This is a genomic window from Acidovorax sp. JHL-9 (assembly GCF_000426205.1).
Lineage (GTDB): Bacteria > Pseudomonadota > Gammaproteobacteria > Burkholderiales > Burkholderiaceae_C > Acidovorax > Acidovorax soli.
Window position 1 is genome coordinate 78,485 of the sequence record NZ_AUEX01000016.1, and the last position, 25,245, is coordinate 103,729.

At 65.7% G+C, this 25,245-nt stretch carries 26 protein-coding genes; 7 read left to right on the plus strand and 19 right to left on the minus strand.

Going from position 1 to position 25,245, the window contains the following annotated elements; translation table 11 throughout:
* Nucleotides 1-2: 2 nt before the first annotated feature.
* The 3 genes from K225_RS0112070 to K225_RS0112080 all read left to right on the plus strand — a co-directional run bounded on the left by K225_RS0112070 (nucleotide 3) and on the right by K225_RS0112080 (nucleotide 3,821).
* Nucleotides 3-1,559, plus strand: a complete 1,557-nt coding sequence (locus K225_RS0112070; protein WP_051248904.1) for a DHA2 family efflux MFS transporter permease subunit — start codon at nucleotides 3-5, stop codon at nucleotides 1,557-1,559.
* A 25-nt stretch (nucleotides 1,560-1,584) separates the two neighbouring features.
* Nucleotides 1,585-2,028 carry a universal stress protein gene (locus K225_RS0112075; protein ID WP_026436659.1) on the plus strand — a complete coding sequence of 148 codons (444 nt, stop codon included), beginning with the start codon at nucleotides 1,585-1,587 and terminating at the stop codon, nucleotides 2,026-2,028.
* Between the two features lie 77 nt (nucleotides 2,029-2,105).
* Nucleotides 2,106-3,821, plus strand: coding sequence for an NAD(P)/FAD-dependent oxidoreductase (locus tag K225_RS0112080; RefSeq protein WP_026436660.1), 1,716 nt, complete (start codon nucleotides 2,106-2,108; stop codon nucleotides 3,819-3,821).
* A 69-nt stretch (nucleotides 3,822-3,890) separates the two neighbouring features.
* On the opposite strand, the gene htpX is transcribed toward K225_RS0112080, so the two are convergent.
* The 9 genes from htpX to K225_RS0112125 form a co-directional block, all read right to left on the minus strand.
* Complete coding sequence (gene htpX / locus K225_RS0112085; RefSeq protein ID WP_026436661.1) at nucleotides 3,891-4,772, minus strand: protease HtpX; 882 nt, start codon at nucleotides 4,770-4,772, stop codon at nucleotides 3,891-3,893.
* Between the two features lie 72 nt (nucleotides 4,773-4,844).
* Entirely contained in the window at nucleotides 4,845-5,627 is a 783-nt protein-coding gene (locus tag K225_RS0112090; protein WP_026436662.1) for a DUF3025 domain-containing protein, read from the minus strand.
* Nucleotides 5,612-6,652: a dihydroorotase gene (gene pyrC, locus K225_RS0112095; RefSeq protein WP_026436663.1), complete on the minus strand. Its 1,041-nt coding sequence runs from the start codon at nucleotides 6,650-6,652 to the stop codon at nucleotides 5,612-5,614. The genes K225_RS0112090 and pyrC overlap by 16 nt, the downstream gene beginning before the upstream one ends.
* 72 nt (nucleotides 6,653-6,724) lie before the next feature.
* Nucleotides 6,725-6,916, minus strand: coding sequence for a hypothetical protein (locus tag K225_RS0112100; protein WP_026436664.1), 192 nt, complete (start codon nucleotides 6,914-6,916; stop codon nucleotides 6,725-6,727).
* Nucleotides 6,917-7,073: 157 nt separating this feature from the next.
* Nucleotides 7,074-7,811, minus strand: coding sequence for an amino acid ABC transporter ATP-binding protein (locus K225_RS0112105; protein WP_026436665.1), 738 nt, complete (start codon nucleotides 7,809-7,811; stop codon nucleotides 7,074-7,076).
* A 151-nt stretch (nucleotides 7,812-7,962) separates the two neighbouring features.
* Nucleotides 7,963-8,628 (minus strand): amino acid ABC transporter permease, encoded by a 666-nt coding sequence (locus K225_RS0112110; RefSeq protein WP_026436666.1) that lies wholly within the window; start codon nucleotides 8,626-8,628, stop codon nucleotides 7,963-7,965.
* Between the two features lies 1 nt (nucleotide 8,629).
* Nucleotides 8,630-9,385 (minus strand): amino acid ABC transporter permease, encoded by a 756-nt coding sequence (locus K225_RS0112115; protein WP_026436667.1) that lies wholly within the window; start codon nucleotides 9,383-9,385, stop codon nucleotides 8,630-8,632.
* A gap of 108 nt (nucleotides 9,386-9,493) precedes the next feature.
* Nucleotides 9,494-10,393, minus strand: coding sequence for a transporter substrate-binding domain-containing protein (locus K225_RS0112120; protein WP_026436668.1), 900 nt, complete (start codon nucleotides 10,391-10,393; stop codon nucleotides 9,494-9,496).
* A gap of 368 nt (nucleotides 10,394-10,761) precedes the next feature.
* The gene (locus K225_RS0112125; RefSeq protein ID WP_026436669.1) at nucleotides 10,762-11,697 is read right to left on the minus strand and encodes a LysR family transcriptional regulator; all 936 of its coding nucleotides are present in this window, start codon (nucleotides 11,695-11,697) and stop codon (nucleotides 10,762-10,764) included.
* A 183-nt stretch (nucleotides 11,698-11,880) separates the two neighbouring features.
* Between K225_RS0112125 and K225_RS0112130 the strand changes: the two genes are divergently transcribed.
* From K225_RS0112130 to K225_RS0112140, 3 genes are read left to right on the plus strand one after another with little or no spacing between them, the layout of a single operon-like run.
* Nucleotides 11,881-12,438 (plus strand): TRAP transporter small permease, encoded by a 558-nt coding sequence (locus K225_RS0112130; protein WP_026436670.1) that lies wholly within the window; start codon nucleotides 11,881-11,883, stop codon nucleotides 12,436-12,438.
* The gene (locus tag K225_RS0112135) at nucleotides 12,435-13,733 is read left to right on the plus strand and encodes a TRAP transporter large permease (RefSeq protein WP_026436671.1); all 1,299 of its coding nucleotides are present in this window, start codon (nucleotides 12,435-12,437) and stop codon (nucleotides 13,731-13,733) included. The genes K225_RS0112130 and K225_RS0112135 overlap by 4 nt, the downstream gene beginning before the upstream one ends.
* A gap of 21 nt (nucleotides 13,734-13,754) precedes the next feature.
* Nucleotides 13,755-14,792: a DctP family TRAP transporter solute-binding subunit gene (locus K225_RS0112140; RefSeq protein ID WP_026436672.1), complete on the plus strand. Its 1,038-nt coding sequence runs from the start codon at nucleotides 13,755-13,757 to the stop codon at nucleotides 14,790-14,792.
* 73 nt (nucleotides 14,793-14,865) lie between these two features.
* Here K225_RS0112140 and K225_RS0112145 read toward each other — a convergent pair whose 3' ends face one another.
* The 6 genes from K225_RS0112145 to K225_RS0112170 all read right to left on the minus strand — a co-directional run bounded on the left by K225_RS0112145 (nucleotide 14,866) and on the right by K225_RS0112170 (nucleotide 22,001).
* Nucleotides 14,866-15,759: a LysR family transcriptional regulator gene (locus tag K225_RS0112145; protein ID WP_026436673.1), complete on the minus strand. Its 894-nt coding sequence runs from the start codon at nucleotides 15,757-15,759 to the stop codon at nucleotides 14,866-14,868.
* 74 nt (nucleotides 15,760-15,833) lie between these two features.
* Nucleotides 15,834-16,811, minus strand: coding sequence for a nitronate monooxygenase family protein (locus K225_RS0112150; RefSeq protein ID WP_026436674.1), 978 nt, complete (start codon nucleotides 16,809-16,811; stop codon nucleotides 15,834-15,836).
* A 47-nt stretch (nucleotides 16,812-16,858) separates the two neighbouring features.
* On the minus strand, nucleotides 16,859-17,851 hold the full coding sequence (locus K225_RS0112155) for a tripartite tricarboxylate transporter substrate binding protein (protein WP_026436675.1): 993 nt from the start codon (nucleotides 17,849-17,851) through the stop codon (nucleotides 16,859-16,861).
* Between the two features lie 55 nt (nucleotides 17,852-17,906).
* Nucleotides 17,907-18,368 (minus strand): MaoC/PaaZ C-terminal domain-containing protein, encoded by a 462-nt coding sequence (locus tag K225_RS0112160; protein ID WP_026436676.1) that lies wholly within the window; start codon nucleotides 18,366-18,368, stop codon nucleotides 17,907-17,909.
* Nucleotides 18,365-19,969, minus strand: a complete 1,605-nt coding sequence (locus K225_RS0112165) for an AMP-binding protein (RefSeq protein ID WP_034712568.1) — start codon at nucleotides 19,967-19,969, stop codon at nucleotides 18,365-18,367. The genes K225_RS0112160 and K225_RS0112165 overlap by 4 nt, the downstream gene beginning before the upstream one ends.
* A gap of 217 nt (nucleotides 19,970-20,186) precedes the next feature.
* The gene (locus K225_RS0112170) at nucleotides 20,187-22,001 is read right to left on the minus strand and encodes an ABC transporter ATP-binding protein/permease (RefSeq protein WP_026436678.1); all 1,815 of its coding nucleotides are present in this window, start codon (nucleotides 21,999-22,001) and stop codon (nucleotides 20,187-20,189) included.
* 43 nt (nucleotides 22,002-22,044) lie between these two features.
* Here K225_RS0112170 and K225_RS0112175 point away from each other — a divergent pair, with 43 nt between their 5' ends.
* Nucleotides 22,045-22,458 carry an acyl-CoA thioesterase gene (locus K225_RS0112175; protein WP_026436679.1) on the plus strand — a complete coding sequence of 138 codons (414 nt, stop codon included), beginning with the start codon at nucleotides 22,045-22,047 and terminating at the stop codon, nucleotides 22,456-22,458.
* Nucleotides 22,459-22,469: 11 nt separating this feature from the next.
* Here the strand turns inward: K225_RS0112175 and K225_RS0112180 are convergent, their stop codons facing one another.
* The 4 genes from K225_RS0112180 to K225_RS0112195 form a co-directional block, all read right to left on the minus strand.
* Entirely contained in the window at nucleotides 22,470-23,012 is a 543-nt protein-coding gene (locus K225_RS0112180) for a polymer-forming cytoskeletal protein (protein WP_026436680.1), read from the minus strand.
* 137 nt (nucleotides 23,013-23,149) lie between these two features.
* Nucleotides 23,150-23,632, minus strand: a complete 483-nt coding sequence (locus K225_RS0112185; RefSeq protein ID WP_026436681.1) for a thioesterase family protein — start codon at nucleotides 23,630-23,632, stop codon at nucleotides 23,150-23,152.
* A 34-nt stretch (nucleotides 23,633-23,666) separates the two neighbouring features.
* Entirely contained in the window at nucleotides 23,667-24,443 is a 777-nt protein-coding gene (locus tag K225_RS0112190) for an enoyl-CoA hydratase (protein WP_026436682.1), read from the minus strand.
* A 53-nt stretch (nucleotides 24,444-24,496) separates the two neighbouring features.
* The coding region (locus tag K225_RS0112195) for an acyl-CoA thioesterase II (protein WP_026436683.1) at nucleotides 24,497-25,245 on the minus strand (749 nt) is incomplete at its 5' end.

The following is a 25,245-nucleotide window of genomic DNA, read 5'->3' on the forward strand; positions in this document are numbered from 1 at the left end:
CCATGAGTCAAGCGACCACGGCGCCCGGCGCGCCTGCTGCCAGCGACAGCGTGGCGCCGCTCAGCGGCCCCATGCTGTTTGTGGCCGCCATGATGCTGGCTGCGGCCAACTTCATCGCGGTGCTCAACATGACCATCGCCAACGTGGCCGTGCCCAACATTGCCGGCGCCCTGGGCGCAGCGGCCAGCCAGGGCACCTGGGTCATCACCTCCTTCGCCGTCGGCGAAGCCATCACCGTGCCGCTGACCGGCTGGTTCGCGGCACGCTTTGGCGCCGTGCGCGTGTTCGTGGTGTCGATGATCCTGTTCGGCATCTTCTCCATCCTGTGCGGCCTGTCCACCTCGATCGGCATGCTGGTGGTGATGCGCGTGTTCCAGGGTCTGAGCGGCGGGCCGCTGATGCCGCTGTCGCAAACGCTGATGCTGCGCATCTTCCCCAAGTACAAGGCCGGCGTGGCCATTGGCGTGTGGTCGATGACCACGCTGGTGGCGCCCGTGGTGGGCCCCATCCTGGGCGGCTGGCTGGTGGACGACTACCGCTGGAACTGGGTGTTTCTGATCAACGCCCCGATCGCCATCGGCTTTGGCATCGGTGCCTGGAAGCTGCTCAAGCACTACCAGGACGCCCCCGTGCGCAACCCCTTCGACAAGGTCGGCCTGGTGCTGCTGCTGGTGTGGGTGGTGGCGCTGCAGCTGGTGCTGGACGAGGGCAAGAACCTCGACTGGTTCGCCTCCAGCGAGATCGTGGCGCTGACCATCATCGCCGTGGTGGGCTTTGCCGCCTTCCTGATCTGGGAGCTGCACGAAAAGCACCCGGTGGTGGACCTGCGCGTGTTCCGCCACCGCGGCTTCAACGCCGCCGTGATCACGGTGAGCGTGGCCTATGCCGCCTTCTTTGGCGTGAGCGTGCTCACCCCCCTGTGGCTGCAAAGCTTCATGGGCTACACCGCCACCACGGCGGGCCTGGCCACGGCCTGGACGGGCGTCACGGCGCTGCTGGTGGCGCCCCTCGTCGCCAACAGCAAGCGCGACCCGCGCCTGCTGGTGTTCATGGGCGTGCTCTGGATGGGCGGCGTCACCCTGTGGCGCACGGTGGCCAACAGCGACATGGCGTTCTGGGACATCGCCATTCCGCTGGCGGTGATGGGCTTTGCGCTGCCGTTCTTCTTCATCCCCACCACCGGCATCGCCCTGGGCAGCGTGGACGAGCGCGAGATGGATTCGGCCGCCGGCCTGATGAACTTTTTGCGCACGCTGTCGGGCGCGTTTGCCACCTCGGTGGTGACCACCGTATGGGCCAACCAGACCACGCGCAACCACGCCGAGCTGGTAGGCCTGGCCGACCGCGATGGCAGCGTATTTCAGCAGCTGACCCAATCGGGCGCCCCCCAGGACACCGCCACACAGGTGCTGGACTACCTGGTCGTGTCGCAAAGCGGCATGTTGTCCACCAACCAGGTCATGACCGGCATTGCGGTGATGTTCGTCTTCGCCGCCTGCATCATCTGGATCGCCCCCAAGCCCACGCGCGTCATCGAGCCCGGCGCCGGTGGGCACTGAGCCTTGACCATTGAAAGGAAAACCCGTGTTCCAACACATTCTGGTTCCCACCGACGGCTCGGAACTGTCGCTGCGCAACGTGGCGCGGGCGGCCTCGTATGCCCACGAAACCGGCGCCCGCATCACGCTGATCTATGTGCAGCCCGAGGCCCCTGCGGCCTATGCCGGGATGGGCGCGGTGAGCCATGCGCACCTCACCCAGGACATCCAGACCCGCCTGCAGCAGGCCAGCACCGAAATCCTCGATGCGGCAGAAAAGCAGGTGCTTGCGGCCGGCGCCAGCTGCCAGCGCGTGGTGCGGGTGGGCAGCAAGCCGTATGAGCTCATCATCGCGGCGGCCGACGAACATGGCTGCGACCTGATCTTCATGGCATCGCACGGCCGCTCGGGCGTCAGCGCCCTGTTGCTGGGCAGCGAGACGCAGAAGGTGCTGGCGCATTCGAAGATTCCGGTGCTGGTGTACCGGTAGAAAGTTCTGCGGCACGGCCGGTAAAATCGGCCTCTCCCGCATTGCCCCTCGCCCGATAACCACGGGCCCGCAAGACCATGATCCGCCTTTCTGAAATCCGGCTGCCCTTCACAGTGGCCGAAGCCGCCGAGGCGCCCCTGCGCGCCGCCACCACCCGCATCCTGGGTCTGGCAGATGCCGACATCGCCCAGCTGCAGGTCTTCAAGCGCAGTTTCGATGCGCGCAAGGCCGATCTGCTGGCGGTGTACATCGTCGACATCGCACTGGCCGATCCCGCGCAGGAAGCCGCCCTGCTCGAACGATGCGCGGGCAACCCGCACATCCAGCCCACGCCCGACATGGCCTGGCGCCCCGTGGGCCAGGCACCTGCCGACCTGCCCCTGCGCCCCGTGGTGGTGGGCTTTGGCCCCTGTGGCATCTTTGCGGCGCTGGTGCTGGCGCAGATGGGTTTCAGGCCCATCGTGCTGGAACGCGGCAAGAACGTGCGCGAGCGCACCCAGGACACCTGGGGCCTGTGGCGCAAGCGCGAGCTGAATCCCGAGAGCAATGTGCAGTTCGGCGAAGGCGGCGCGGGCACCTTCAGCGACGGCAAGCTCTACAGCCAGATCAAGGACCCGCGCCACCTGGGCCGCAAGGTGATGGCCGAATTCGTCAAGGCCGGCGCCCCCGAGGAAATTCTGTACGTGGCGCACCCGCACATCGGCACCTTCAAGCTGGTGAAGGTAGTGGAGAGCCTGCGCGAGCAGATCATTGCGCTGGGCGGCGAGATCCGCTTTGAACAGCGCGTGACCGACCTGATCGTGGATAGCGGCCCGCAAGGCCGCCATGTGCGCGGCCTGAGGGTGCTGAACCAGGCGACGGGCGCGACCACCGAGCTCGCTGCCTCCCATGTGGTGATGGCGCTGGGCCACAGTTCACGCGACACCTTTGCCATGCTGTACGAGCGGGGTGTGCAGATGGAGGCCAAACCGTTTTCCATCGGCTTTCGCATCGAGCACCCGCAGGGCGTGATCGACCGTGCCCGCTGGGGCCGCCACGCGGGCCACCCGCTGCTGGGCGCGGCCGACTACAAGCTGGTGCACCACGCCGCCAACGGCCGCGCGGTGTACAGCTTCTGCATGTGCCCCGGCGGCACCGTGGTGGCCGCCACCAGCGAGCCGGGCCGCGTGGTCACCAACGGCATGAGCCAGTACTCGCGCAACGAGCGCAATGCCAATGCCGGCATGGTGGTGGGCATCGACCCGCACGACTATCCGCGCGACCCCGATGCCTACGCGGCCGCGCTGGGCGCCACCCACGGGGTCGAGGCCCTGGCCGCCGACCGGCACCATCCGCTGGCGGGCATCGTGCTGCAGCGCCAGCTGGAATCGGGCGCCTATGTGCTGGGCGGCAGCAATTACAGCGCGCCCGGCCAGCTGGTAGGCGATTTCATCGCCGGCCGGCCCTCCAAGGATCTGGGCAGCGTGGAGCCCTCGTACAAGCCCGGCGTGGCGCTGGGCGATCTGCACGCCGCCCTGCCCGGCTATGCCATCACTGCCCTGCGCGAGGCCCTGCCGGTGTTCGGCCGCAAGATCAAGGGCTTTGACATGCACGACGCCGTGCTCACCGGTGTGGAAACACGCACGTCGGCGCCGCTGCGCATCGACCGCGGCGACCACCTGCAAAGCCCCAACACCCCCGGCCTGTACCCGGCCGGCGAAGGGGCGGGCTACGCCGGGGGCATTCTTTCGGCGGGCGTGGACGGCATCAAGGTGGGCGAGGCCGTGGCCCGCAGCCTGCTGGGCTTGGGCTGATACGCGCCGCAATGAAAAAACCGCCAGGGGCCTGGGCCCACTGGCGGTTCGGGAAGGAAGCGGCCGCAATCAGCCGTTGGATTGGCTGTTCTGCAGCGCAGCAATGCGCTCTTCGATCGGTGGGTGGGTGCTGAAAAGCTTGCCGATGCCACCGGCAATGCCCATGGCCGCCATGCTTTTCGGCAGCTCGGCCGGGTGCATGCCGCCCAGGCGGGCCAGGGCGTTGATCATGGGCTGGCGGCGGCCCATGAGCTGGGTGGCGCCCGCGTCAGCGCGGAACTCGCGCTGGCGCGAGAACCAGGCCACGATGATGGCCGCCACGAAGCCCAGCACGATGTCGAGCACCACGGTGGTGACCATGTAGCCGATGCCGGGGCCCGAGCGGTTCTCGTTGTTCTTGTTGAGGAAGCTGTCCACCGCGTAGCCGATCACGCGCGACAGGAACACCACGAAGGTGTTCATCACGCCCTGGATCAGCGTCATGGTGACCATGTCGCCGTTGGCAATGTGGGCCACTTCGTGGCCGATCACGGCCTCGACTTCCTCGCGCGTCATGCCCTGCAGCAGGCCCGTGGACACGGCCACCAGGGCCGAATTCTTGAACGCACCCGTGGCAAAGGCGTTGGGATCGCCCTCGAAGATGCCGACCTCGGGCATGCCGATGCCGGCCTTGTCGGCGAACTTGCGCACGGTCTCGACGATCCAGGCCTCGTCGGCGTTGCGCGGCTGCTCGATGATCTGGACACCCGCGCTCCACTTGGCCATGGGCTTGCTGATCAGCAGCGAGATGATGGCGCCGCCGAAGCCCATCACAAAGGCAAAACCGAGCAACGCGCCCAGGTTCAGGCCGTTGGCCGTGAGGTAGCGGTTGACGCCCAGCAGGCTGGCAACAATGCCCAGCACGGCCACCACGGCCACGTTGGTCAAGAGGAACAAAATAATACGTTTCATGGGTTCTCCACAGAGGTGCGGGGGACTGGAACGGCACACATGGGGGTGGCTGCGCGCTCCTTCAAGCCGGTGTCACAGCGCTGCAGATCCCATGGTGTGGTTGTTTTTGCGGGGCGCGCTGCGGAATACGAGGGAATCATCATAGAAGGAAAAGTTCTCGTTCCCGGGCCACCAGCCCGGTATCCCCAGCACGGGCAATGGCACAAAAGGCTTGGCCACCAGGTGCTCGGGCTGCAGCTGCTGTGCCAGCCAGGCATCGAGAGATGCCGCTGAATCCATCGCTGCCTGCGCTTGATAGACATGCGCTGTGATGGGTTTTCGCGGATAAACCAGTTTTTCCAGCAGCGCGTGGCCGAACAATACCAGCCGGGCCTCGCGCCACAACGGGCGCAGTTCCACGAATAGCCGCCGCCAATCGCGCGCATTCAGCGCCTGCCACAGCGGCGCCGGAGCGTCGAGCACGGCACCGTTTTCATCGAACACCGTGAGCGCATCCCGCAGCGCCCCCCGCACCGCCTGCACGCCATCGGCCGCGATGACCTGGGCCTGCAACTGGTTCAGCCGCTGCTTGGCCTGCGGAAACTGCAGCCACACCAAGCCGTTGAAGAAGTCATGCAGGTTGTCGCGCGTGGGCACGTGGCGGGTGTCCCAGATGTACTGCTCGTAGGCGGTGCCTTCGGGCAGTTCGGACTGCGGGACAAAACGCATTGGCGACCTGCCCGCATCCAGCGCCGCCTGGAGCGCAGTGTGCACGGTATCGCCCCGCACAATCTGCTGCGCCACCGGTTCTCCCCTGTCCCGCCAGGGCGCAAACCAGGCGGCGCCCCAATCCGTGGCGGCTACACCAGTCGCCACGGCAGCGCTTCACCCGCGCGCAAAGGCTTGAGCTCGGCTTCGCCAAACGCAAAGCTGTCAGGCGGCGTCCACGACTCGCGGCGCAGGGTGATGGAGCCGGTGTTGCGCGGCAGGTTGTAGAAGTCGGGGCCGTGGAAGCTGGCAAAGCCTTCGAGCCGCTCCAGCGCTCCGGCGTTGTCGAAGGCCTCGGCATACATCTCGATGGCAGCATGCGCGGTGTAGCAGCCGGCGCAACCGGTGGCGTGTTCCTTGAGGTGCGCGGGATGCGGTGCGCTGTCGGTACCCAGAAAGAACTTGCTGCTGCCGCTGGTGGCGGCCTGCACCAGGGCCACGCGGTGGGTTTCGCGCTTGAGCACGGGCAGGCAGTAGTAGTGCGGACGGATGCCGCCGGTGAAGATGGCGTTGCGGTTGTAGAGCAGGTGGTGCGCCGTGATGGTGGCGGCGGTGAAGCGGTCGGCGCCTGCCACGTAGTCTGCGGCATCCTTGGTGGTGATGTGCTCGAAGACGATCTTGAGTTCGGGGAAATCGCGGCGCAGCGGTATGAGCTGCTGCTCGATGAACACGGCCTCGCGGTCGAAGAGGTCGATGTCGCTGCTGGTGACTTCGCCATGCACCAGAAGCAGCATGCCGGCCTTCTGCATGGCTTCGAGCGTCTTGTAGGTCTTGCGCAGGTCGGTCACGCCCGCGTCGCTGTTGGTGGTGGCGCCTGCGGGGTAGAGCTTGCAGGCCACCACGCCCGCCGCCTTGGCACGCACGATCTCTTCGGGCGGCAGGTTGTCGGTGAGGTACAGCGTCATCAGCGGCTCGAACTGCACACCGACGGGCACGGCCGCCAGGATGCGCTGCTGGTAATCGAGCGCCTGCGCGGCCGTGGTCACGGGCGGGCGCAGGTTGGGCATGATGATCGCGCGGCCGAACTGGGCGGCGGTGTGCGGCACCACGGTGTGCAGGGGCTCGCCGTCGCGCACATGCAGGTGCCAGTCGTCGGGGCGGGTGATGGTGAGGGTGTCAGGGGCGGCAGTCATGGCCGCCATTGTCCCATCCCTGCCCGCTCTCGGGAATTTGCCATCGCTTCCCGGAGGGCGGCAGCCATGGGTTTATTCAGGGTCGTAACCGGCCAGATCCAGCGCCTCACGCAGTGAATCGAGCGCATCGCGCACGAGGAAGGTTTCCGCATCGTCCCGGGAACATGCCCGGATGCCCTCATGGCCGATGTTCTTGACGAAGCGTGCGAGCGCCTGGGCGTTTTCAGGTGTCAGCTCAGCAGTGATGACCACGGGTTGTTTCATTGCCAGTATCTCGTTCAGGCCGTTGCGGCCACATGCCGGGAGATTCCGGCCCGGGGCATCTTACCGGCGGAAGGGACGCGCATGGCACAGCCCGCCCCGGCCTGAACAGACCAACGGCACCCGAAGGTGCCGCTGGGCGATGGGACATGCACTGCCCTCAGTGCTGCAGGATCTTGTTGAGGAATTCCTTGGTGCGTGGCTGGCGGTTCTCGGGGTGGCCAAAGAACTCGTCCCTGGAGCAGTCCTCCAGGATCTTGCCGCCCACGTCCATGAAGATCACGCGGTTGCTCACCTTGCGGGCGAAGCCCATTTCGTGGGTCACGCACATCATGGTCATGCCCTCATGGGCCAGTCCGACCATCACGTCCAGCACTTCGCCCACCATTTCGGGGTCGAGGGCCGAAGTGGGCTCGTCGAACAGCATCACGATGGGGTCCATGCTCAGCGCCCGCGCAATGGCCACGCGCTGCTGCTGGCCACCCGAGAGCTGGCCCGGGAACTTGTCCTTGTGCGCCATCAGGCCCACGCGCTCGAGCATCTTGAGGCCGCGCTTCCTGGCTTCGTCGGCGCTGCGGCCCAGCACCTTGACCTGGGCGATGGTCAGGTTGTCCGTCACCGACAGGTGCGGAAACAGCTCGAAGTGCTGGAACACCATGCCCACACGGCTGCGCAGCTTGGGCAGGTCGGTCTTGGGGTCGTGCACGGCCACGCCATCCACATAGATTTCGCCCTTCTGGAAGGGCTCCAGTGCATTGATGGTCTTGATCAGCGTGGACTTGCCGGAACCCGAAGGACCGCACACCACCACCACCTCGCCTTTCTGGATCGTGGTGGAGCAATCGGTCAGCACCTGCACGGGGCCATACCACTTGGATACGTTTTTGAGTTCGATCATTTCTTTCTCCAATCTCTTCTCTCGTCACTTGTTCAGGGCACGGGCCGCCCAACCGGCACGGCCGTCGCCAGCAGACACCGTGGAACTGGCCTTGCCAGGCCACCGGCGTCGTCCCCCTTGAGGGGGAAGGCGCGAAGCGACTCAGGGGGTGTCATCGAATAATTGCGATCTTCTGGTGCAGGCGCTTGACCATCCAGGACAAGGCATAGCACATCACAAAGTACAGCACCGCCGCAGCCAGATAGGCCTCGATGGGGCGGCCAAAGTTCTTGCCGGCCACTTCAAAGCCCTTGAGCATGTCGTAGGCGCCAATGGCATAGACCAGCGAGGTGTCCTGGAACAGGATGATGGTCTGCGTCAGCAGCACCGGCAGCATGTTGCGAAACGCCTGCGGCAGGATCACCAGCTTCATGTTCTGGCTGTAGGTCATGCCCATCGCCTGGCCCGCATACACCTGCCCCCGCGGCACCGACTGGATGCCCGCGCGCATGATTTCGCTGAAATACGCGGCTTCAAAAGCGATGAAGGTGACCACCGCCGACACTTCGGCGCCGATGGGACGGCCAATGATGGCGGGCACCAGCAGGAAGAACCACAGGATCACCATCACCAGCGGAATGCTGCGCATGCCGTTGACATAGATGGTGGCGGGCACATCGAGCCACTTCTTGCCCGACAGGCGCATCAGCGCCAGCACGGTGCCGAACAGCACGCCGCCAACCGTGGCCACCAGCGTGAGCACGAGACTGAAATACAGCCCCTTGAGCACGAAGTTGGAGATCAGGTCCCAGTTGTAGAAGGAGAAGTCAAGATTCATGTCAGTGCCCTCCCGATCCGCCGGCCACGACCATGCCCGGCACGCGCGCACGCTTTTCGATGAAAGCCATGATGCGGTTGATGGCAAATGCCGAGACGATGTAGCAGGCCGTGACGGCCAGGTAGACCTCGATGCCGCGCGAGGTTTCTTCCTGCGCCTGCATGGCGAACATGGTGAGTTCGGCCACCGACACGGCAAACGCCACGGACGAGTTCTTGAAGATGTTCATCGTCTCGCTGGTCAGCGGCGGAATGATGATGCGAAACGCCATGGGCAGCAGCACGTAGCGGTAGGTCTGGAAGGTCGTGAAGCCCATGGCCAGGCCCGCATAGCGCTGGCCGCGCGGCAGGGCCTGGATGCCCGAGCGCACCTGCTCGGCAATGCGCGCCGATGTGAAAAAGCCCAGCGCCAGCACCACCAGCACGAAGCCGGGCACGCCCTGCATCACCGGAAACAGCGTGGGCACCACGTGGTACCACAGAAAAATCTGTACCAGCAACGGGATGTTGCGGAACAGTTCCACCCAGGCGTTGCCCAGTCGCACGACCACCGGCCGCCCCTGCAATGTGCGCAGCGTGCCGATGAGCGACCCCAGCACCAGCGCCAGCAACAGGGCCAGCAGCGAGACCGACACGGTCCAGCCCCAGGCCGACAGCATCCAGTCCAGATAGGTGATGTCGCCGCCCTTGCCAAAGCAGCCTTGCACCACCTCTTTATCCAAGGTGTCCTGGCAGAACACCTGCCAATCCCAACTCATAGGAGTACCCCCCAATTTCTGCATGAAGCCGGACAGCGCATGGCGCGCGTCCAACAAAAAAAGCCCCCCCGAACACGCATGGCTCGAAGGGGCGTTGCCGAGTGCCGATTATTTCTTGGCGTAGTCTTCCATGGGCTTGTCGTTGGGGCTGGCCCAAGCCGCCTTGGTGGCGTCAGACAGGGGCAGGCCGATCTTGGTGTTGGTGGGTGGCACGGGTTGCAGGAACCACTTGTCGTACAGCTTGGCCAGCGAACCGTCGGCGATCTGGCGCTTGATGCTGTCGTCCACGGCCTTCTTGAAGGCCGGGTCGTTCTTGCGCAACATGCAGGCAATCGGCTCGACCGACAGCACTTCGCCGACGATCTTGAAATCGGCCGGATTCTTGGATTTGGAGATGTTGGCGGCCAGGATGGAGCCGTCCATCACGAACGCATCGGCACGGCCGGTTTCCAGCAGCAGGAAGCTGTCGGCATGGTCCTTGCCATAGACTTCCTTGAAGTCGATGCCACCGGCGCGCTCGTTCTTGCGCAGTGTCTGCACCGAGGTGGTGCCAGTGGTGGTGGCCACGCTCCTGCCGTTCAGGTCCTTGATCGAAGTGATGCCCGAATTGGCCTTGACGACCATGCGCACCTCTTCCACATAGGTGGTCACGGCAAAGGCCACGTCCTTCTGGCGGGCTGCATTGTTGGTGGTGGAGCCGCACTCCAGATCCACCGTGCCGTTGGTCACCAGCGGGATACGGTTTTGCGAGGTGACAGGCTGGTACTTGGTTTCCAGCGCGGACAGACCCAGCTGCTTGCGGATGTCGGAGAGGATGACTTCGGCCATCTCGGTATGGAAGCCCACATACTTGCCGTTGCCCAGCGTGTAGGAAAGGCCCGAGGATTCGCGCACGCCCAGCGTCACGCTGCCCGAAGACTTGATCTTGGCCAGCGTGTCGCCAGCCTGCGCAAAAGCGCTACCGGCCGCGAGTGTGACCACGGCCATCGCGAAAATGTGCTTCTTCATTTCTATCTCCTGTTGTCATGTAAAAAAGGAATTCTAGAGACTTGCGTCCACCCGCATTGTGTGCGGCCGGCACAATCCAGAACAGGGGGTTTACCTGCCATGCCATTCAGAACGGCACCTGGCCGGAAGGGCATGTCCAGAAATCGCGCAACAGGCAGGGCCCTCGGCGGCCAAGCCCCATGCCCCTACCCATTGCCCCACCTTCATGCCGTGATGCCCTGATGAATGCTTGCCATGCGAACTTGCAATCTTTGTGCCACAGCGATGTTTGGCTGCAGGTTCCGCAGCCAGTTCCGACCCGCCCTGGACGGCTGGGGACAGTCCTGTGAATTTCCGCGGCAGAAGGCCCGAAAAACCAACCGAACAATTTATATCGGCATGGCGCCTTGCGCCTGCAAATAGGCCCACAAGGCCTGGGCTGTGCCTTTCGGCGCTTCTTTGGCGCCAGGTTTCTCGCGGTAGGCGCGCACGTCCATCACGATCTGCAAGCCCTCCTGGTCTTCAGGGGCCGCGCTCACCAGTTTGCGCTCGCGCACATCCTTCCTGACGGCACTGTGCGGCAGGAACGCCACGCCATGCCCCTCCAGCGCCATGGCCTTGAGGCCTTCGGCCATGTCGGTTTCATAGACCCGCTCCAGATGGATGGCGGTGCCCGACTCCTTGAGGATGAGCTCGGTCATGCGCCCCAGGTAGGCGCCAGGCGCGTAACCCAGGTAGGGCAGCGGCTGGCCGGCGCGGCCAGGCAGGCGAAACAGCGGCTGCCCATCGGCGTCAGCCTTGCTGTAGGGCGACAGCACCTCTTGCCCCAGGCTCACCATCTCGTAGCGGCCGGTGTCCAGCTGGAAAGGTTGCGAAGCGTGGTGGTAGGCGATCATCAGATCGCAGCCCCCTTCCACCAGGCGCATCACCGCATCGTGCACATTGAGCGCAATCAGGCGGCTCTTGAAGGGGCCGAATTTCCCGTGCAGGCTCGACACCCAGGCCGGGAAAAACGTGAAGGCCAGCGTGTGCGGCACCGCAAACTCGATCATGTCCCGGCTGGCGCTGGTGTGCGCGCGCAGCATGGCACGCGTGTTCTGCATGGCCTGCAGCATCTCCAGCGCCTGGTCGTACAGCGTCTTGCCCGCCGACGTCAGCCGGGTGGGATAGGAACTGCGATCGACCAGATCGGTTCCGGCCCACGCTTCCAGCGCCTGGATACGGCGCGAAAAGGCCGGTTGCGTCACATGCCTCAGCTGGGCCGAGCGGCTGAAGCTGCGCGTCTCGGCCAGGCTGACAAAATCCTCAAGCCACTTGGTTTCCATCGCCGCATTATCCGCGCGCACGGGCACTGCCGCCGGCCTGCCCGAAGGCAAGCGCCCCCACGACACGCCCCATAATATGCGGCGGCGCACACAGCGCCCGCCCCGTCCAAGGCCCCTGGTGCACAACACCGCCGGGCAGAGCGACAGCATTCGCCCTGTTTGTTTCCCCGAGACTCTGCCCCCATGCCACCCTCCTCCCCTCCCGGGCCGGCGGCTTGCGCCTCCGCACCCCCGGCATCCGAAGACAACGCCCCCCGCTCGCTGCGCATCGAAGACTGGCTCACGGTGATCGTGATGGCCGCCCTGGCCCTCATCACCTTCGCCAACGTGCTGGTGCGCTACTTCACGAATTCCTCGTTTGCCTGGACCGAGGAGATTTCCGTCTTCCTGATGATCGTGCTGGCACTGGTGGCCGGCTCGGCCGCCGTGGCGCGTGACCAGCACATCCGCATCGAATACTTTGCCGAAGGCGGCTCCGTGGCCCGCCGCAAGCTGCTGGCACGGTTTGGCGCGCTCATGGTGGCGCTGCTGTTCGGCCTGATGGCCGTGCTGAGCGTGCGCGTGGTGTGGGACGACTACCGCTTTGGCGAGACTTCACCCGGCATCGGCGTGCCCCAGTGGTGGTATTCGGTCTGGCTGCCCCTGATCTCGGCGCTGATTGCCGCGCGCGCCATCGGCCTGTTCATCCGGCGCGGCCGCCAGGCGCCGCCCGCAGACCACCACGGAGACTTCCAGGCATGATCGCTACGCTCTTGTTCGTGGCCTTCCTGGCCATGATGTTCGTGGGCGTGCCGATTGGCGCCGCCCTGGGCCTGGCCGGTGCCGCCGCCATTGCGCTGGCCAATGCCGACAGCCAGTGGTTCGGCCTGCTGGCCGTGCCGCAGAACTTTTACGCCGGCCTGGGCAAATACCCGCTGCTGGCCATCCCCATGTTCGTGCTGGTCGGCTCCATCTTCGACCGCTCTGGCGTGGCGCTGCGCCTGGTGAACTTTGCCGTGGCCATCGTCGGGCGCGGCCCCGGCATGCTGCCGCTGGTGGCGATTGCCGTGGCCATGTTCCTGGGCGGCATCTCGGGCTCGGGCCCGGCCAACGCCGCCGCCGTGGGCGGCGTGATGATTGCCGCCATGTCGCGCGCGGGCTACCCGCCCTCGTTCTCGGCCAGTGTCGTGGGCGCTGCGGCCGCCACCGACATCCTGATCCCGCCCTCGGTGGCGTTCATCATCTACTCGGTGCTGGTGCCCGGCGCCTCGGTGCCGGCGCTGTTCGCGGCCGGCATGGTGCCGGGCGTGCTGGCCGGGATTGCGCTGATCGTTCCGGCCGTGTGGATGGCGCGCCAGCACAAGATGGGCGCGCTCGAAGCCACCCTGCCCCGCCCACCTTTCTGGAAGAGCCTGCGCGAAGCCCTGTGGGGCCTGGCCGCGCCGGTGCTCATCCTGGGCGGCATGCGCGCGGGCTGGTTCACCCCCACCGAAGCCGCCGTGGTGGCGGTGTTCTACGGCCTGTTCGTGGGCATGGTCATCCACCGCACCATCTCCGTGCGTGACCTGTTCCCCATCCTGCGCGAATCGGGCGAGCTGTCGGCCGTGATCCTCATCGTGGTGTCGCTGGCGGGCATCTTTGCCTATTCGCTGTCCACCCTGGGCGTGATCGACCCGGTGGCCAACGCCATCGTGAATTCGGGCCTGGGTGAATACGGCGTGCTGGCGCTGCTGATCGTGCTGCTGATCACCGTGGGCATGTTCCTCGACGGCATCTCGATCTTCTTGATCTTCGTGCCGCTCTTGCTGCCCATCATGAACCACTACCACTGGGACCCGGTATGGTTCGGCGTGATCCTGACCCTCAAGGTGGCGCTGGGCCAGTTCACCCCGCCGCTGGCCGTGAACCTGATGGTGTCGTGCCGTATCGCCGGCGTGCGCATGGAGTCCACCGTGCGCTGGGTCGGCTGGATGCTGCTGGCCATGTTCCTCGTCATGGTGCTGGTGATTGCCTTCCCGCAACTCGCACTGTGGCTGCCCGCCCAACTGGGTTATTGATTTCAACAAGGAGACTGGAAAATGAAACTGCGTACCTTCCTCACCTCGGCCGTGGCCGCTGCCGCCGCCCTGGCATTCACCGCCCCTGCCGCCATCGCGCAAACCGCGTACAAAAGCGAATACCGCATGTCGCTCGTGCTGGGCACGGCCTTCCCCTGGGGCAAGGGCGGCGAGCTGTGGGCCAACAAGGTGCGCGAGCGCACCAACGGCCGCATCAACATCAAGCTCTACCCCGGCGTCTCGCTGATCCAGGGCGACCAGACGCGCGAATTCAGCGCACTGCGCCAGGGCGTGATCGACATGGCCGTGGGCTCGACCATCAACTGGTCGCCCCAGGTCAAGCAGCTCAACCTGTTCTCGCTGCCCTTCCTGATGCCCGACTACGCCGCCGCCGACGCGCTCACGCAGGGCGAAGTGGGCAAGAGCCTGTTCCAGACGCTGGAAAAAGCCGGCGTGGTGCCACTGGCCTGGGGCGAAAACGGCTACCGCGAAATCTCCAATTCCAAGAAGGCCATCAAGACGCCCGAAGACCTCAAGGGCATGAAGATCCGCGTGGTGGGCTCGCCGCTGTTCCTGGACACCTTCACCGCGCTGGGCGCCAACCCCACGCAGATGAGCTGGGCCGACGCCCAGCCGGCCATGGCCAGCAGCGCCGTGGACGGGCAGGAAAACCCCCTGTCGGTCTATATGGCCGCCAAGCTGTACACCGTGGCGCAAAAGCACCTGACGCTGTGGGGCTACATGAACGATCCGCTGATCTTCGTGGTGAACAAGGACATCTGGAACAGCTGGACGCCCGCCGACCGCGAGATCGTCAAACAGGCCGCCATCGACGCGGGCAAAGAGCAGACCGCCATTGCGCGCAAGGGCGTGATCGAGGCCGACAAGCCCCTGCTGAAAGAGATCGCCAGCCACGGCGTCACCGTGACGCAGCTCACGCCCGCCGAGCGCGAAGCCTTCGTGAAGGCCACGCGCCCCGTGGTCGAGAAGTGGAAGGGCCAGATTGGCGCCGACCTGGTGGCCGCTGCCGAGAAAGCCATCACCGCGCGCAAGAAGTGAACCCCAATTGCTCCTGAAAATATAGCCTCTACCCTCGGATTCAAAAGGGTATCGGCTATGTTTCCTGACAATCTCAATGGATGAATTCCGCCTGCACGGTCTCGGCCAGGAACTGGACAAAGGCCTTGACCTGCGGCGGTGAATGGATGCCTGGCAAGGTCATGGCGTACAAGGTGCTGCCAGGCGTGGGCTCGATCTGGTAGTCGGCCAACACCTGGACCAGGCCGCCCTGGGGCAGGCCGCGGGATGCGACATAGACGGGCAGCAGGCACACGCCCAGCCCATCGCGGGCCATCTGCCCCAGCAGGGCGTAATCGGGGCAGGCGACGCGCGAGCGCAGCACCACGCGGTGCAGGGCGGTCTCCTTGCGCAACTGCAGTTCCATGCGGGTGCGCATGCCCAGCCATGCATGGTGCGCAAGGTCCTCGGGAAACTGCGGGGCGCCATGCTCGGCCAGGTAGTCCGGGCTGGCACAAAAAATCCAGTGGGTCTGCCCCAAGACCCTGGCCACCTGGTGTGGCGATGGCTCGTTGGTGAAACGGATCGCCACATCGATCCGCTCATCGATCAAATCCACCGCGCCCGACTTCAAGGTGATCTGCAGGGACACCGCAGGGTAACGGCGACAGAATGCCTCGAACAAAGACACCAGGTACAGCCGGCCAATCGCCGGCGGGCAACTGACATGCAGGGGCCCACGCACCCCATCGCCATGCGACAGCAGCAGGTTCTTGGCCTGCTCGATTTCGCTGCGCACCGCCAGGCATTGCTCGTAGAACGCGGCACCCAGATCGGTCAGCACCATCTTGCGGGTGGTGCGGCGCAGCAATTGCACGCCCGCGGTGTGCTCCAGCTCCTTGATACGGCGGCTGACGTTGGAACGGTCCATGCCCAGACGCCGGGCCGCAATCGCAAAACTGCCGGCCTCCACCACTTCCGCAAAAAACAAATACGGCGACTGATCCACCGGCCCCTCCTTCGAACCGCGAGCATAAGGCTTCGTCATCGTGCCGCCGATCTGGACCCGGAAAGCGCCAGGCGTCAACCCGAGCAAATGCGTGCGCGGGCCAGGTCGTATTCGGCGCGCAGCCTGGCCACGATCTCCCGCACTGCGGGCAGGTCGTGGATCTGGCCCACGCCCTGGCCTGCGCCCCAGATGTCTTTCCAGGCCTTGGCCTTGGATCGGCCATCGGCAAAGCTCATGTTGGCCTTGTCGCCCACCGGCAGGTTTTCCGGGTCCAGGCCCACGCGCTCGATGCTCTCGCGCAGGTAGTTGCCATGCACGCCCGAGAACCAGTTGCTGTAGATGATGTCCGAGGCGCCCGCCTTCACGATGGCCTGCTTGTAGTCCTCGCTGGCGTTGGCTTCCTTGCTGGCGATAAAGCGCGTGCCCATGTAGGCAAAGTCCGCCCCCATGGCACGCGCAGCCAGCACGGCGCCGCCGGTGGCCATGGCGCCAGACAAGGCCAGGGGGCCGTCAAAAATGCGCCGCACCTCACCCACCAAGGCAAAGGGCGACTGGGTGCCCGCATGACCGCCAGCACCTGCGGCCACGACGATCAGGCCATCCACCCCCGCCTCCAGCGCCTTTTGCGCATGGCGCACATTGACCACGTCATGAAAGATCACGCCGCCGTAGCTGTGCACGGCATCCACGACTTCGCGCGCGGGCGCGCGCAGCGACGTGATGATGACGGGCACCTGGTGCTGGATGCAGGTTTCCATGTCCTGCATCAGGCGCACGTTGGAGCTGTGCGCAATCTGGTTGACCGCGATGGGGCCCACCGGCTGGCCGGGGTGGGCGCTGCGGTAGGCGTCCAGGTCGGCCTTCATCTGGGACAGCCACTCGCCCAGCAGCTCGGGCTGGCGGGCATTGAGCGCCGGGAACGAGCCCACGATGCCCGCCTTGCACTGTGCCAGCACCAGCTCGGGGTAGCTGACGGTGAACATCGGCGAGGCGATGATGGGCAGCGCCAGGTTCTGCAGCGCGGCGGGGATTCGGGACGTGATGGCGTTCATGGTCAATCGCTCAGAAGGTCAGGAAACGAAGGGAAGAAAGATGGGGCTCAATCGAGCGTCACGCCCGAGGCCTTGACCCGCTCGGCCTGCAGCTTGCTGTTGCTGCTCAGGTAGGTCTTGAACTCCACCGGGGTCGAGGCCACGGGCACGTAGCTGAAGGCATCGATGTTCTTCTGGCGGAAGTCTGGCGCCGCGATGATGGCCCGGGTGCTGGCGGCCAGCTTGTCCACCACTGCCGCCGGCGTGCCCTTGGGTGCCAGCAGGCCGATGCTGAAGATGGCATGGATGTCCTTGACGCCTGCCTCCTTGAAGGTGGGCACCTGGGGCAAGGCCGCGCTGCGGGTCTCGGACGACACGGCCAGGGGCTTGAGCGCGCCGGTCTTCACATGCTGCTCGATCACCGACACGGCCAGCACCGCGGCATCCACCTGGCCAGCGATCACGTCGGGAATCAGGTTGGCCGCGCCCCGGTAGGGCACATGGGTCATGGAGATACCTTCCTGCTTTTCAAAGGTCACCATGGGCAGGTGGGCAATGCCGCCCGCGCCGGACGAGCCATAGCTCAGCGGCTTGCCCTGGGCCTTGGCCTTGCGGGCCAGCTCGACAAACTCGGTCACCGTGTTGGCCGGGGTGTTCTTGTGGGTGAACAGCATCAGCGGCAGGCTGATCAGCTGGCTGATGGGTACCAGGTCGGCCTCCACGTTGTAAGGCAGCTTCTTGTAGAGGTGCGGGCTCATGGTGAGCGAGGCCTCGGTGCCAGCGAACAGGGTGTAGCCGTCGGGCGCGCTCTTGGCGACCTGGTCGGCACCAATGATTTCGTTGGCGCCCGGCTTGTTGAGCACCACCACTGGCTGCTTCCAGCTGTCGGACAGCTGCTGGCCCAGGGCGCGGATGAAGTTGTCCACCGGCCCGCCCGCGGAATACGGCACGACGATGGTCACGGGCTTGCTGGGGTAGGCCTGGGCATGGGCCTGGGTCACCGCCGTGGCGGAGCACAGGGCCAGTGTCACTGCGGCAAGGGTGGAAAGGCGTTTTTTCATGTGGTCTCCTGAGGATGGGAAAGGGAAGCGGGCAAGGCCGGGAAATCAGACGGGATCAGGCGTGACTGGTGGGCGGGCGCTTGAGGATGAGCAGGTCGCTGCTGCCTTCCTGCACCACCTGGCCGTGCTGGTCGCGCAGCTGCAGATGCCGGCCCAGGCGGCCCACGCGGGCGCTGCTGCCGGGGTCCAGCTCGGTCACGGTGAGCTGCAGGCGCAGGGTCTGGCCCATCAGGATGGGGGCCTTGAAAGCCCATTCCTTGAGCGACAGCATGGCCACCGCCGTGCCATCGAAAATTCCCATCTGGTGCATGAAGCCCGTCAGCAAGGCCACGCCGAAGGCGCCGTGGACGATGCGCTGGCCGAAGCGGGTGCCGGCGGCAAACTCGGCGTCGGCATGGATGGGATTCCAGTCGCCCGAGATCATGTTGAACAGGGTCAGATCGGCTTCGGTCACGGTGCGGCCCGAGCTGGTGAACTGCTCGCCCACGGTGAAGTCTTCAAAGTAACGGGGGTTCATGCGGGCTCCTTGGGCTGGGCGGTTTCGGCGGCCAGGCGCTCCTGGGCCATCTGGCGCAACTGCGCACGGGAAATCTTGTTGCCGTTGGCGCCCTGGGTCAGCGGAAAGGCCGCCAGCATCCACACCCGCTGGGGCACCTTGTAGCTGGCAATCGACTGGCGCAACTGGGCCAGCAAGGCCGCCGTGTCGGGCCCCGCACCCGGCTCGGGCACGATGAAGGCCACGGGGCGGTCCTGGCCCTGGATAGGCACCGCCACCACCTGGGCTTCGCGCACCCCGGGATCGCGCTGCAGGAGTTCTTCGATTTCCGCCGGGTTGACCAGGTTGCCGCCCAGGCGCACGGCATCGCCCAGCCGCGTCTCGAACACCAGGCTGCCATCGGGCCGCAGATGGCCCAGGTCGCCGGTCTTGAAATAACCCTCGCACATGGCTTCTTCCGTGGCCTCCGGATTGCCGAAGTAGCCCTGGAACAGGCTGGGCGCCTGGATCTCGATCTGTCCCGACTGCCCCTGAGGCAGCAACCGGCCCGTGGCCTCGTCGCGGATGCGGATGCGCGCCTGCACCCCGGCCACGGGCATGCCGCCGCCTTCCAGGCGCTGTGCCAAGGGCAGGTCGCCGGCCTGGGCGGAGAAAACCGCCAGCACCTCGCTGGAGCCGTACAGGCCGTGCAGCGGGATACCCCGCGCACAACAGGCCTGGGCGATTTCGGTGAAATTCGACGTGAAGGCGCCAAAGCCAAAGAAGCGCAGCGACGGAAACGGCTGCGCCGCCTGCGAGCTGTCCGCCAAGCGGCGCACCATCTCGTCGCTGCCAAAGCAATGCGTCACCGCATGGCGTACCAGCAAGGCCGCGGCCTCGTCGGACTCGAACAAAGCCGGCAAGACCACCGGCGCGCCCGCGGCGAACGCGGCCAGGGTGCTGTTCAAGCCGAAAGCGCCGCACAGCGGCAGCAGGGTCAGCAGGCAGGCACCGGGCGCATCCAACCGGTAAGCCGCCGTGCAGCGCAGCGCATGGTCCACCAGGGTGCGCTGCGGGTGCATCACCAGCTTGGGCGCCTTGGTCGTTCCCGAGGTGGAGAACAGCACCACCGTGGCGTCGGGGTCCGAGTCGTCCGGCCCGGCATCGGGCGCGCAGGGCTGCCAGTCCAATGCAACCAGCGGCCAGGCCAGGCCGGCGGCAAGGTCGGCCACGCCAGCGGGCGCGGCGCTGCCGCTGCCCAGCACCGCCACCTGCTGCAAATCGGGCACTTGCGCGGGGTCCAGGCCTGCCAGGATGGCCAGAAAGTCCAGCCGCTGGTGGGGCAGCTGCGTCACCAGCAGACGGGCGCCGCTGGTGCGCAGAATGTGGGCCACCTCTTCCCGGCGGTAGCGGGTGTTGACCGCCGCCACCGTGGCGCCGATGCGGGCGGCCGCCATCAGCAGCGCCAGCCATTCGACCCGGTTCACCAGCCAGACGGCCACCCGGTCCCCGGGCCCGATGCCCGCGGCCCGCAACCAGGCCGCCATGCACTGCACCTGCTGCGCCAGCGCCGCCACCGTGGTGACGCCCTCGCCGTGCACAAAGGCCGGAGCCTGCGGATCGGCCGCCAGGCGGGCCTGCATCAACTGAGAAAAACGTAGATCCGACACAATCCGGGCGCCTCCAGGGACAACGGGCTTCGTGGGCAATCACGCCCCCATGCTTTTTGGTGCAAGGAGAGCATCGATCGCAACTCGGCTCGATTGTTCCAGTAGAACGCCCCGCTAGGAAGACGGTCGAATCACAATGGATTGGTGCTTAATTCACATCAATCATTCGGGTTTGTACCAAGCACCACGGTCACTCCATTGCGCTTTGCTGCAGCGCCCACATGCTGGCATAGCGCCCTTCCTGTGCCAGCAGCTCGCCGTGCGTGCCGCGCTCGACGATCTGCCCCGCGTCCATCACCAGGATCTGGTGCGCATCGACCACGGTAGAGAGGCGGTGGGCAATGAGCAGCGTGGTGCGGTTGCGCGCGGCGCTTTGCAGCTCGGCCTGGATGGCGCGTTCGTTGGCCGAATCCAGCGCGCTGGTGGCCTCGTCGAAGATCAGCACCGGCGGGTTCTTGAGCAGCGTGCGCGCGATGGCCACGCGCTGTTTTTCACCGCCCGAGAGCTTCAAGCCGCGTTCGCCCACCTGGGTGGCGTAGCCCTTGGGCGTGGCAGCGATGAAATCGTGGATGCGCGCGGCGCGCGCGGCTTCCTCGATCTCGGCCTGGCTGGCGCCGGGGCGGCCGTAGCCGATGTTGTAGGCCACCGTGTCATTGAACAGCACGGTGTCCTGCGGCACGATGCCGATGGCGCGCCGCAGGCTGGCCTGCGTGACGTCGCGGATTTCCTGCCCGGCCAGGGTGATGCGACCCTGCTGGATGTCGTAGAAGCGAAACAGCAGCCGCGCCAGCGTGGACTTGCCCGAGCCCGAAGGGCCGACCACCGCCACCGTCTTGCCCGCCGGAATCTCGAAGCTGATGCCCTTGAGGATGGGCCGGGCCGGGTCGTAGGCGAACTGCACGTTCTCAAAGCGCACCGTGGGCTGCGCCAGTCCCGCCAGCGGCTGCGCGCCGGGGGCATCGGCCACCTCGCGCTCCTTGTCCATCAGCGTGAACATCTTGTCCAGGTCGGTCAGGCTCTGCTTGATCTCGCGGTAGATCACGCCCAGGAAGTTCAGCGGGATGTAGAGCTGGATCATGAAGGCGTTCACCATGACCAGGTCGCCCAGGGTCATGCGGCCATCGACCACGCCCTGCGTGGCGCGCCAGAGCATGGCCACCAGGCCGGTGGCGATGATGAGCTGCTGGCCGGTGTTGAGCAGCGAGAGCGAGCTTTGCGCCTTCAGGCGCGCGGCGCGCAGGCGCTGCAGGCTTTCGTCGTAGCGGCGGGCCTCGAAACTTTCGTTGTTGAAGTATTTGACGGTCTCGTAGTTGAGCAGCGAATCCACCGCCTTGCTGTGCGCGGCCGAATCGAACTCGTTGGCCTGGCGGCGGAACTGGGTGCGCCACTCGGTCAGCAGCACCGTGAAGGCGATGTAGCAGGCCAGCGCAGCCAGCGTGATCCAGGCAAACCAGGCGTCGAACCTGACCGCCAGCACCGTGAGCACCATGGCCACTTCGATCAGCGTGGCGCCGATGTTGAACAGCGTGAACGAGATCAGCGACTCGATGCCGCGCACGCCGCGCTCGATGTCGCGCGTCATGCCCCCGGTCTGCCGCTCCAGGTGAAAGCGCAGGGAGAGGGCGTGCAGGTGCTCGAAGGTCTGCAGGGCAATCGAGCGCGCCGCGCCCTGCGTGGCCTTGGCAAACACCAGTTCGCGCAACTCGGTGAACAGCGAGGTGGACAGGCGCAGCAATCCGTAGGCCAGCAGCAAGCCGGCCGGCACCACCAGCACGGCAGCCGGGTCGCCGGGCCTGAGCGCCATGGCATCGACCAGGTTCTTGAGCAGCACCGGCACGCCCACGTTGGCGACCTTGGCGCCCACCATGAACACGATGGCCAGAACGACGCGCCCCTTGTACTGCCACAGATAGGGCAGCAGGCGTGAGAGCGTGGCCCAGTCAGAGCGTTTGTGCGCGGGGTCGTTCGGAGAAGGAGGGGGAGAAGAATCGCCGTGGTGGCGCATAGGGGACAATTCCGGGGGTTGCTTATTCACCCCGATTGTGCCCATGCCTGATTTGCCCCACCTCCCCGCACCCGCCTTGCCCTCCAGCCATGAACTGGTCCTCAAGGTCATTCCCATGCCTGCCGACAGCAACGCCAACGGCGATATCTTCGGCGGCTGGGTGATGGCGCAGGTCGATCTGGCCGGTTCGGTGCTGCCCGCGCGCTATATCCAGGGCCGCATGGCGACCGTGGCGGTGAACGAGTTCATCTTCAAGCAACCGGTGCGGGTGGGCGACATCCTGTCCTTCTTCGCCACGGTCACACGCATTGGCCGCACCTCCATCACCGTGGAGGTGGAGGTGTATGCCGAACGCTTCTCGGACCAGGGCCGATACCTGAAAGTGACCGAAGCCCGCCTGACCTATGTGGCCATCGACGCCGACGGCCGGCCGCGCCCGGTGCCGGTGCCGACCTGAACGCGCTGCGTTCAGGCCAGTGCCACGGCTGGCACTGGAGCGTCCATGGGCCGCGCTGCGGCCGCCGTGCGGGCACTGGTGGCGGTGCCCACGCCCACCTCGATTTCGCCCGACAACTGGCCGCCCTCTTCCACCACCAGCTTGCCATAGCGGATTTTTCCGCTGACCTTGCCGGTGGCAAAGACGACGAGCTTGTCGCGCACGGTGAGCGAGCCATTGAACTCGCCGCGGATCTCGGCGATGTCGATGTCGGCCGATCCACGGAACGCGCCCTGCTCGGCAATCTGGATGACCCGCGAATCCATGGTGGCCTCCACCGTGCCTTCCACCACCAGGGTGTCGCAATCGGTGATCTCTACCCCCTTGAGCTTGATGTTGGGGCCCACGGTGAGCTTGCTGCCACTGCTTTCTGCCGGTGCCTTGGCAGCAGCGGCTGCCACCGCGGCACTGGCACTGGGTGCCACATTGCTCACGGTGCTGGGGGTGACCGTGTTGTGGCGGGGCTGGAAGGTTTCAGTTTCGCGCTTGCCAAAAAAGGGGTTCTGCACAGCCATCGGATCTCCTTGAAAAAAAGGCATCGTAGGAGTGCCGTGGCCTTGCACCTTGGCGTCTTGCGCAAGATCGGTAACCAAATCGTTCTCTGGTTGCATGCACTTGCATCACTTGCATGGACACACCGGATCGGGCGCAGTCAGGACACGATATAGGCTGCGGCGGCCGCCGACATGAGCAGGCCATCGGGCCCCAAAAATTCCATGCGCGTGGTGGCCACGCGCGAGCCCAGGCGCAACACCTCGGCGCGCAACTCGAAATGGCTGCCTATGCCCGGCCGCAGATAGTCCACGCGCAGATCAATGGTGCCCAGCCGGGCAAAGCGGTGCAGGCGCTGTTCGGGCGTCTCGTCCATGTGCTTGGCGCCCATGGCGGCCATCACGGCCAGGCCGCCCATGGCATCGAGGCCCGCGCTGATCACGCCGCCGTGGATGCGGTTGTAGGCAAAGTGCCCGACCAGCTCGGGTTTCATGTCGATGCGGGCCACCACACGCTCGGGCGCGAGACTGACCACCTTGAGGCCCAGCACCTGGTTGAAGACAATCTTTTCCTCAAAAATGGTCTTCACGCCGGCAATGAACTCGGGCTCGAACGCGACGGGTGTTGCGGGGGTTTTGGTCATCCGTGTCCTTGGGCTGGCTGGGGCAGCGCTGGTTTCAGCATTGGCTGAAGTCGGGCTTGCGCTTGGCCATGAAAGCGCCAAAGGCCTCGCGCGCTGCGGGCTCGCGCAGCATGCGGCCAAAGCTGGCGCCTTCTTCGGCCATCACGGCAAGCACCTGGGGGGCCTGGCTTTTTTTCATGAGGCGCTTGGTTTCGATCAGCGCCGACAGCGGCTTGGCGGCCAGCTTGCGCGCCTGCGCCTGTGCCACGCCATTGCATTCCGTGGGGGGCACCACGCGGTTGACCAGGCCCACTTCGAGCGCCGCCTCGGCCATGAAAGGCTCGCCCAGCAGCAGCGCTTCAGCGGCGCGGTGGTAGCCCAGCATCTGCGGCACCAGCAGGCTCGATGCGGCCTCGGGGCACAGGCCCAGGTTGACGAACGGCATGGAGAACGCGGCGTTGTCGCCCGCATAGACCAGATCGCAGTGGAACAGCATCGTGGTGCCGATGCCCACCGCCGGGCCGCAGACCGCTGCAACCACGGGCTTGGGGAAAGCGGCCAGGCCGCGCAGGAAGCGGAACACGGGCGAGTCCTGGGTGGCGGGCGGCTGCTGCAGAAAATCACCAATGTCATTGCCGGCGCTGAATACCGCCACGTCGCCCTGGAACACCACGGCGCGCACGCTGGTGTCCGCCTCGGCGGCAGCCAGCGCATCGGCCATGGCGGCATACATGGCGGTGGTGATGGAATTTTTCTTGTCCACGCGGTTGAAGGTGATGGTGGTCACGCCCGCTTCGGTGTGCACGAGGATGTCTTGGGTGGCTTCGGTCATGGTGGGTCTGGGGGTTGTGAAGGGGGAAACGAGGGCGACACAGTGCCCGCTTCTTATTCCTTGTAGTAAACGATCTGGTGGCTGGTGGCCAGCATGGTGCCCGCCTCGTTCCACAGCTGCACGGTCTGGTCAAAAAAGCCGTTGCGAAACTCCTGCCCGCGCGCCTGGCCCAGCAGGTAGCCCATGCCGGTTTGCTGCAACTGCTCGGCGCTGGCGTGAAAGTACACCGTGATGGACACCGTGCCCGCAGGCACCCGGTGCGCACGGCGCAACCAGACGCGGGGAAAGAACACATCGGCCAGCGCCGCCAGCGCGCAAAAATCGAGCGGGCGCGGGGGGGCATCACGCATCCACAGCTGGGTCAGGCTGTGGTCGCCGCTGCCATCCCAGGCGCGTGGCAGTGTTCCGGTCACGGGTCGCATCTCATAGCGGCTGAGCCACTCCGAACCAAAGCCCGGCGGAATGGCCGGCAGGTCTGCCGGCTGCGGCACGTTGGGCAGGGGCACATCGCCCGCGCTCCAGGTCTCGCGGCGCACGGCCGTCACGGCAGTGGCGGTGGTGGTGACCACCTGGGCGCCTTCGGCATCGGCTTGCAGGATCGACAGCGTCCAGTGCTGGGTGGAGCGGTTGGTGCGCACCGGCGTGGCCTGCACGGTGAAAGGCCCCGCCACCAGGGCACCGGCGTAGTTGACGGTGAGCGACAACGGGTCGCCCAGCCGCGCCGCGTGCTGCATGACGGCCTGCAGCAACGTGGCTGCGGTGATGCCGCCAAAGGGGCCCACCATGTTCCAGTAGCCCGCAT

Coding starts and splice junctions, on each gene's coding strand:
- K225_RS0112105 (WP_026436665.1), bottom strand. CDS start 7,811: ATGATCGAACTCAAAAACGTATCCAAGTGGTATGGCCCCGTGCAGGTG.
- K225_RS0112190 (WP_026436682.1), bottom strand. CDS start 24,443: ATGACCGAAGCCACCCAAGACATCCTCGTGCACACCGAAGCGGGCGTG.
- K225_RS0112140 (WP_026436672.1), top strand. CDS start 13,755: ATGAAACTGCGTACCTTCCTCACCTCGGCCGTGGCCGCTGCCGCCGCC.
- K225_RS0112165 (WP_034712568.1), bottom strand. CDS start 19,969: ATGCAGGCCCGCCTGGCGGCCGATCCGCAGGCTCCGGCCTTTGTGCAC.
- K225_RS0112100 (WP_026436664.1), bottom strand. CDS start 6,916: ATGAAACAACCCGTGGTCATCACTGCTGAGCTGACACCTGAAAACGCC.
- K225_RS0112180 (WP_026436680.1), bottom strand. CDS start 23,012: ATGGCTGTGCAGAACCCCTTTTTTGGCAAGCGCGAAACTGAAACCTTC.
- K225_RS0112170 (WP_026436678.1), bottom strand. CDS start 22,001: ATGCGCCACCACGGCGATTCTTCTCCCCCTCCTTCTCCGAACGACCCC.
- K225_RS0112080 (WP_026436660.1), top strand. CDS start 2,106: ATGATCCGCCTTTCTGAAATCCGGCTGCCCTTCACAGTGGCCGAAGCC.
- pyrC (WP_026436663.1), bottom strand. CDS start 6,652: ATGACTGCCGCCCCTGACACCCTCACCATCACCCGCCCCGACGACTGG.
- K225_RS0112120 (WP_026436668.1), bottom strand. CDS start 10,393: ATGAAGAAGCACATTTTCGCGATGGCCGTGGTCACACTCGCGGCCGGT.
- K225_RS0112125 (WP_026436669.1), bottom strand. CDS start 11,697: ATGGAAACCAAGTGGCTTGAGGATTTTGTCAGCCTGGCCGAGACGCGC.
- K225_RS0112185 (WP_026436681.1), bottom strand. CDS start 23,632: ATGACCAAAACCCCCGCAACACCCGTCGCGTTCGAGCCCGAGTTCATT.
- K225_RS0112160 (WP_026436676.1), bottom strand. CDS start 18,368: ATGAACCCCCGTTACTTTGAAGACTTCACCGTGGGCGAGCAGTTCACC.
- K225_RS0112130 (WP_026436670.1), top strand. CDS start 11,881: ATGCCACCCTCCTCCCCTCCCGGGCCGGCGGCTTGCGCCTCCGCACCC.
- K225_RS0112115 (WP_026436667.1), bottom strand. CDS start 9,385: ATGAGTTGGGATTGGCAGGTGTTCTGCCAGGACACCTTGGATAAAGAG.
- K225_RS0112070 (WP_051248904.1), top strand. CDS start 3: ATGAGTCAAGCGACCACGGCGCCCGGCGCGCCTGCTGCCAGCGACAGC.
- K225_RS0112135 (WP_026436671.1), top strand. CDS start 12,435: ATGATCGCTACGCTCTTGTTCGTGGCCTTCCTGGCCATGATGTTCGTG.
- htpX (WP_026436661.1), bottom strand. CDS start 4,772: ATGAAACGTATTATTTTGTTCCTCTTGACCAACGTGGCCGTGGTGGCC.
- K225_RS0112175 (WP_026436679.1), top strand. CDS start 22,045: ATGCCTGATTTGCCCCACCTCCCCGCACCCGCCTTGCCCTCCAGCCAT.
- K225_RS0112155 (WP_026436675.1), bottom strand. CDS start 17,851: ATGAAAAAACGCCTTTCCACCCTTGCCGCAGTGACACTGGCCCTGTGC.
- K225_RS0112110 (WP_026436666.1), bottom strand. CDS start 8,628: ATGAATCTTGACTTCTCCTTCTACAACTGGGACCTGATCTCCAACTTC.
- K225_RS0112150 (WP_026436674.1), bottom strand. CDS start 16,811: ATGAACGCCATCACGTCCCGAATCCCCGCCGCGCTGCAGAACCTGGCG.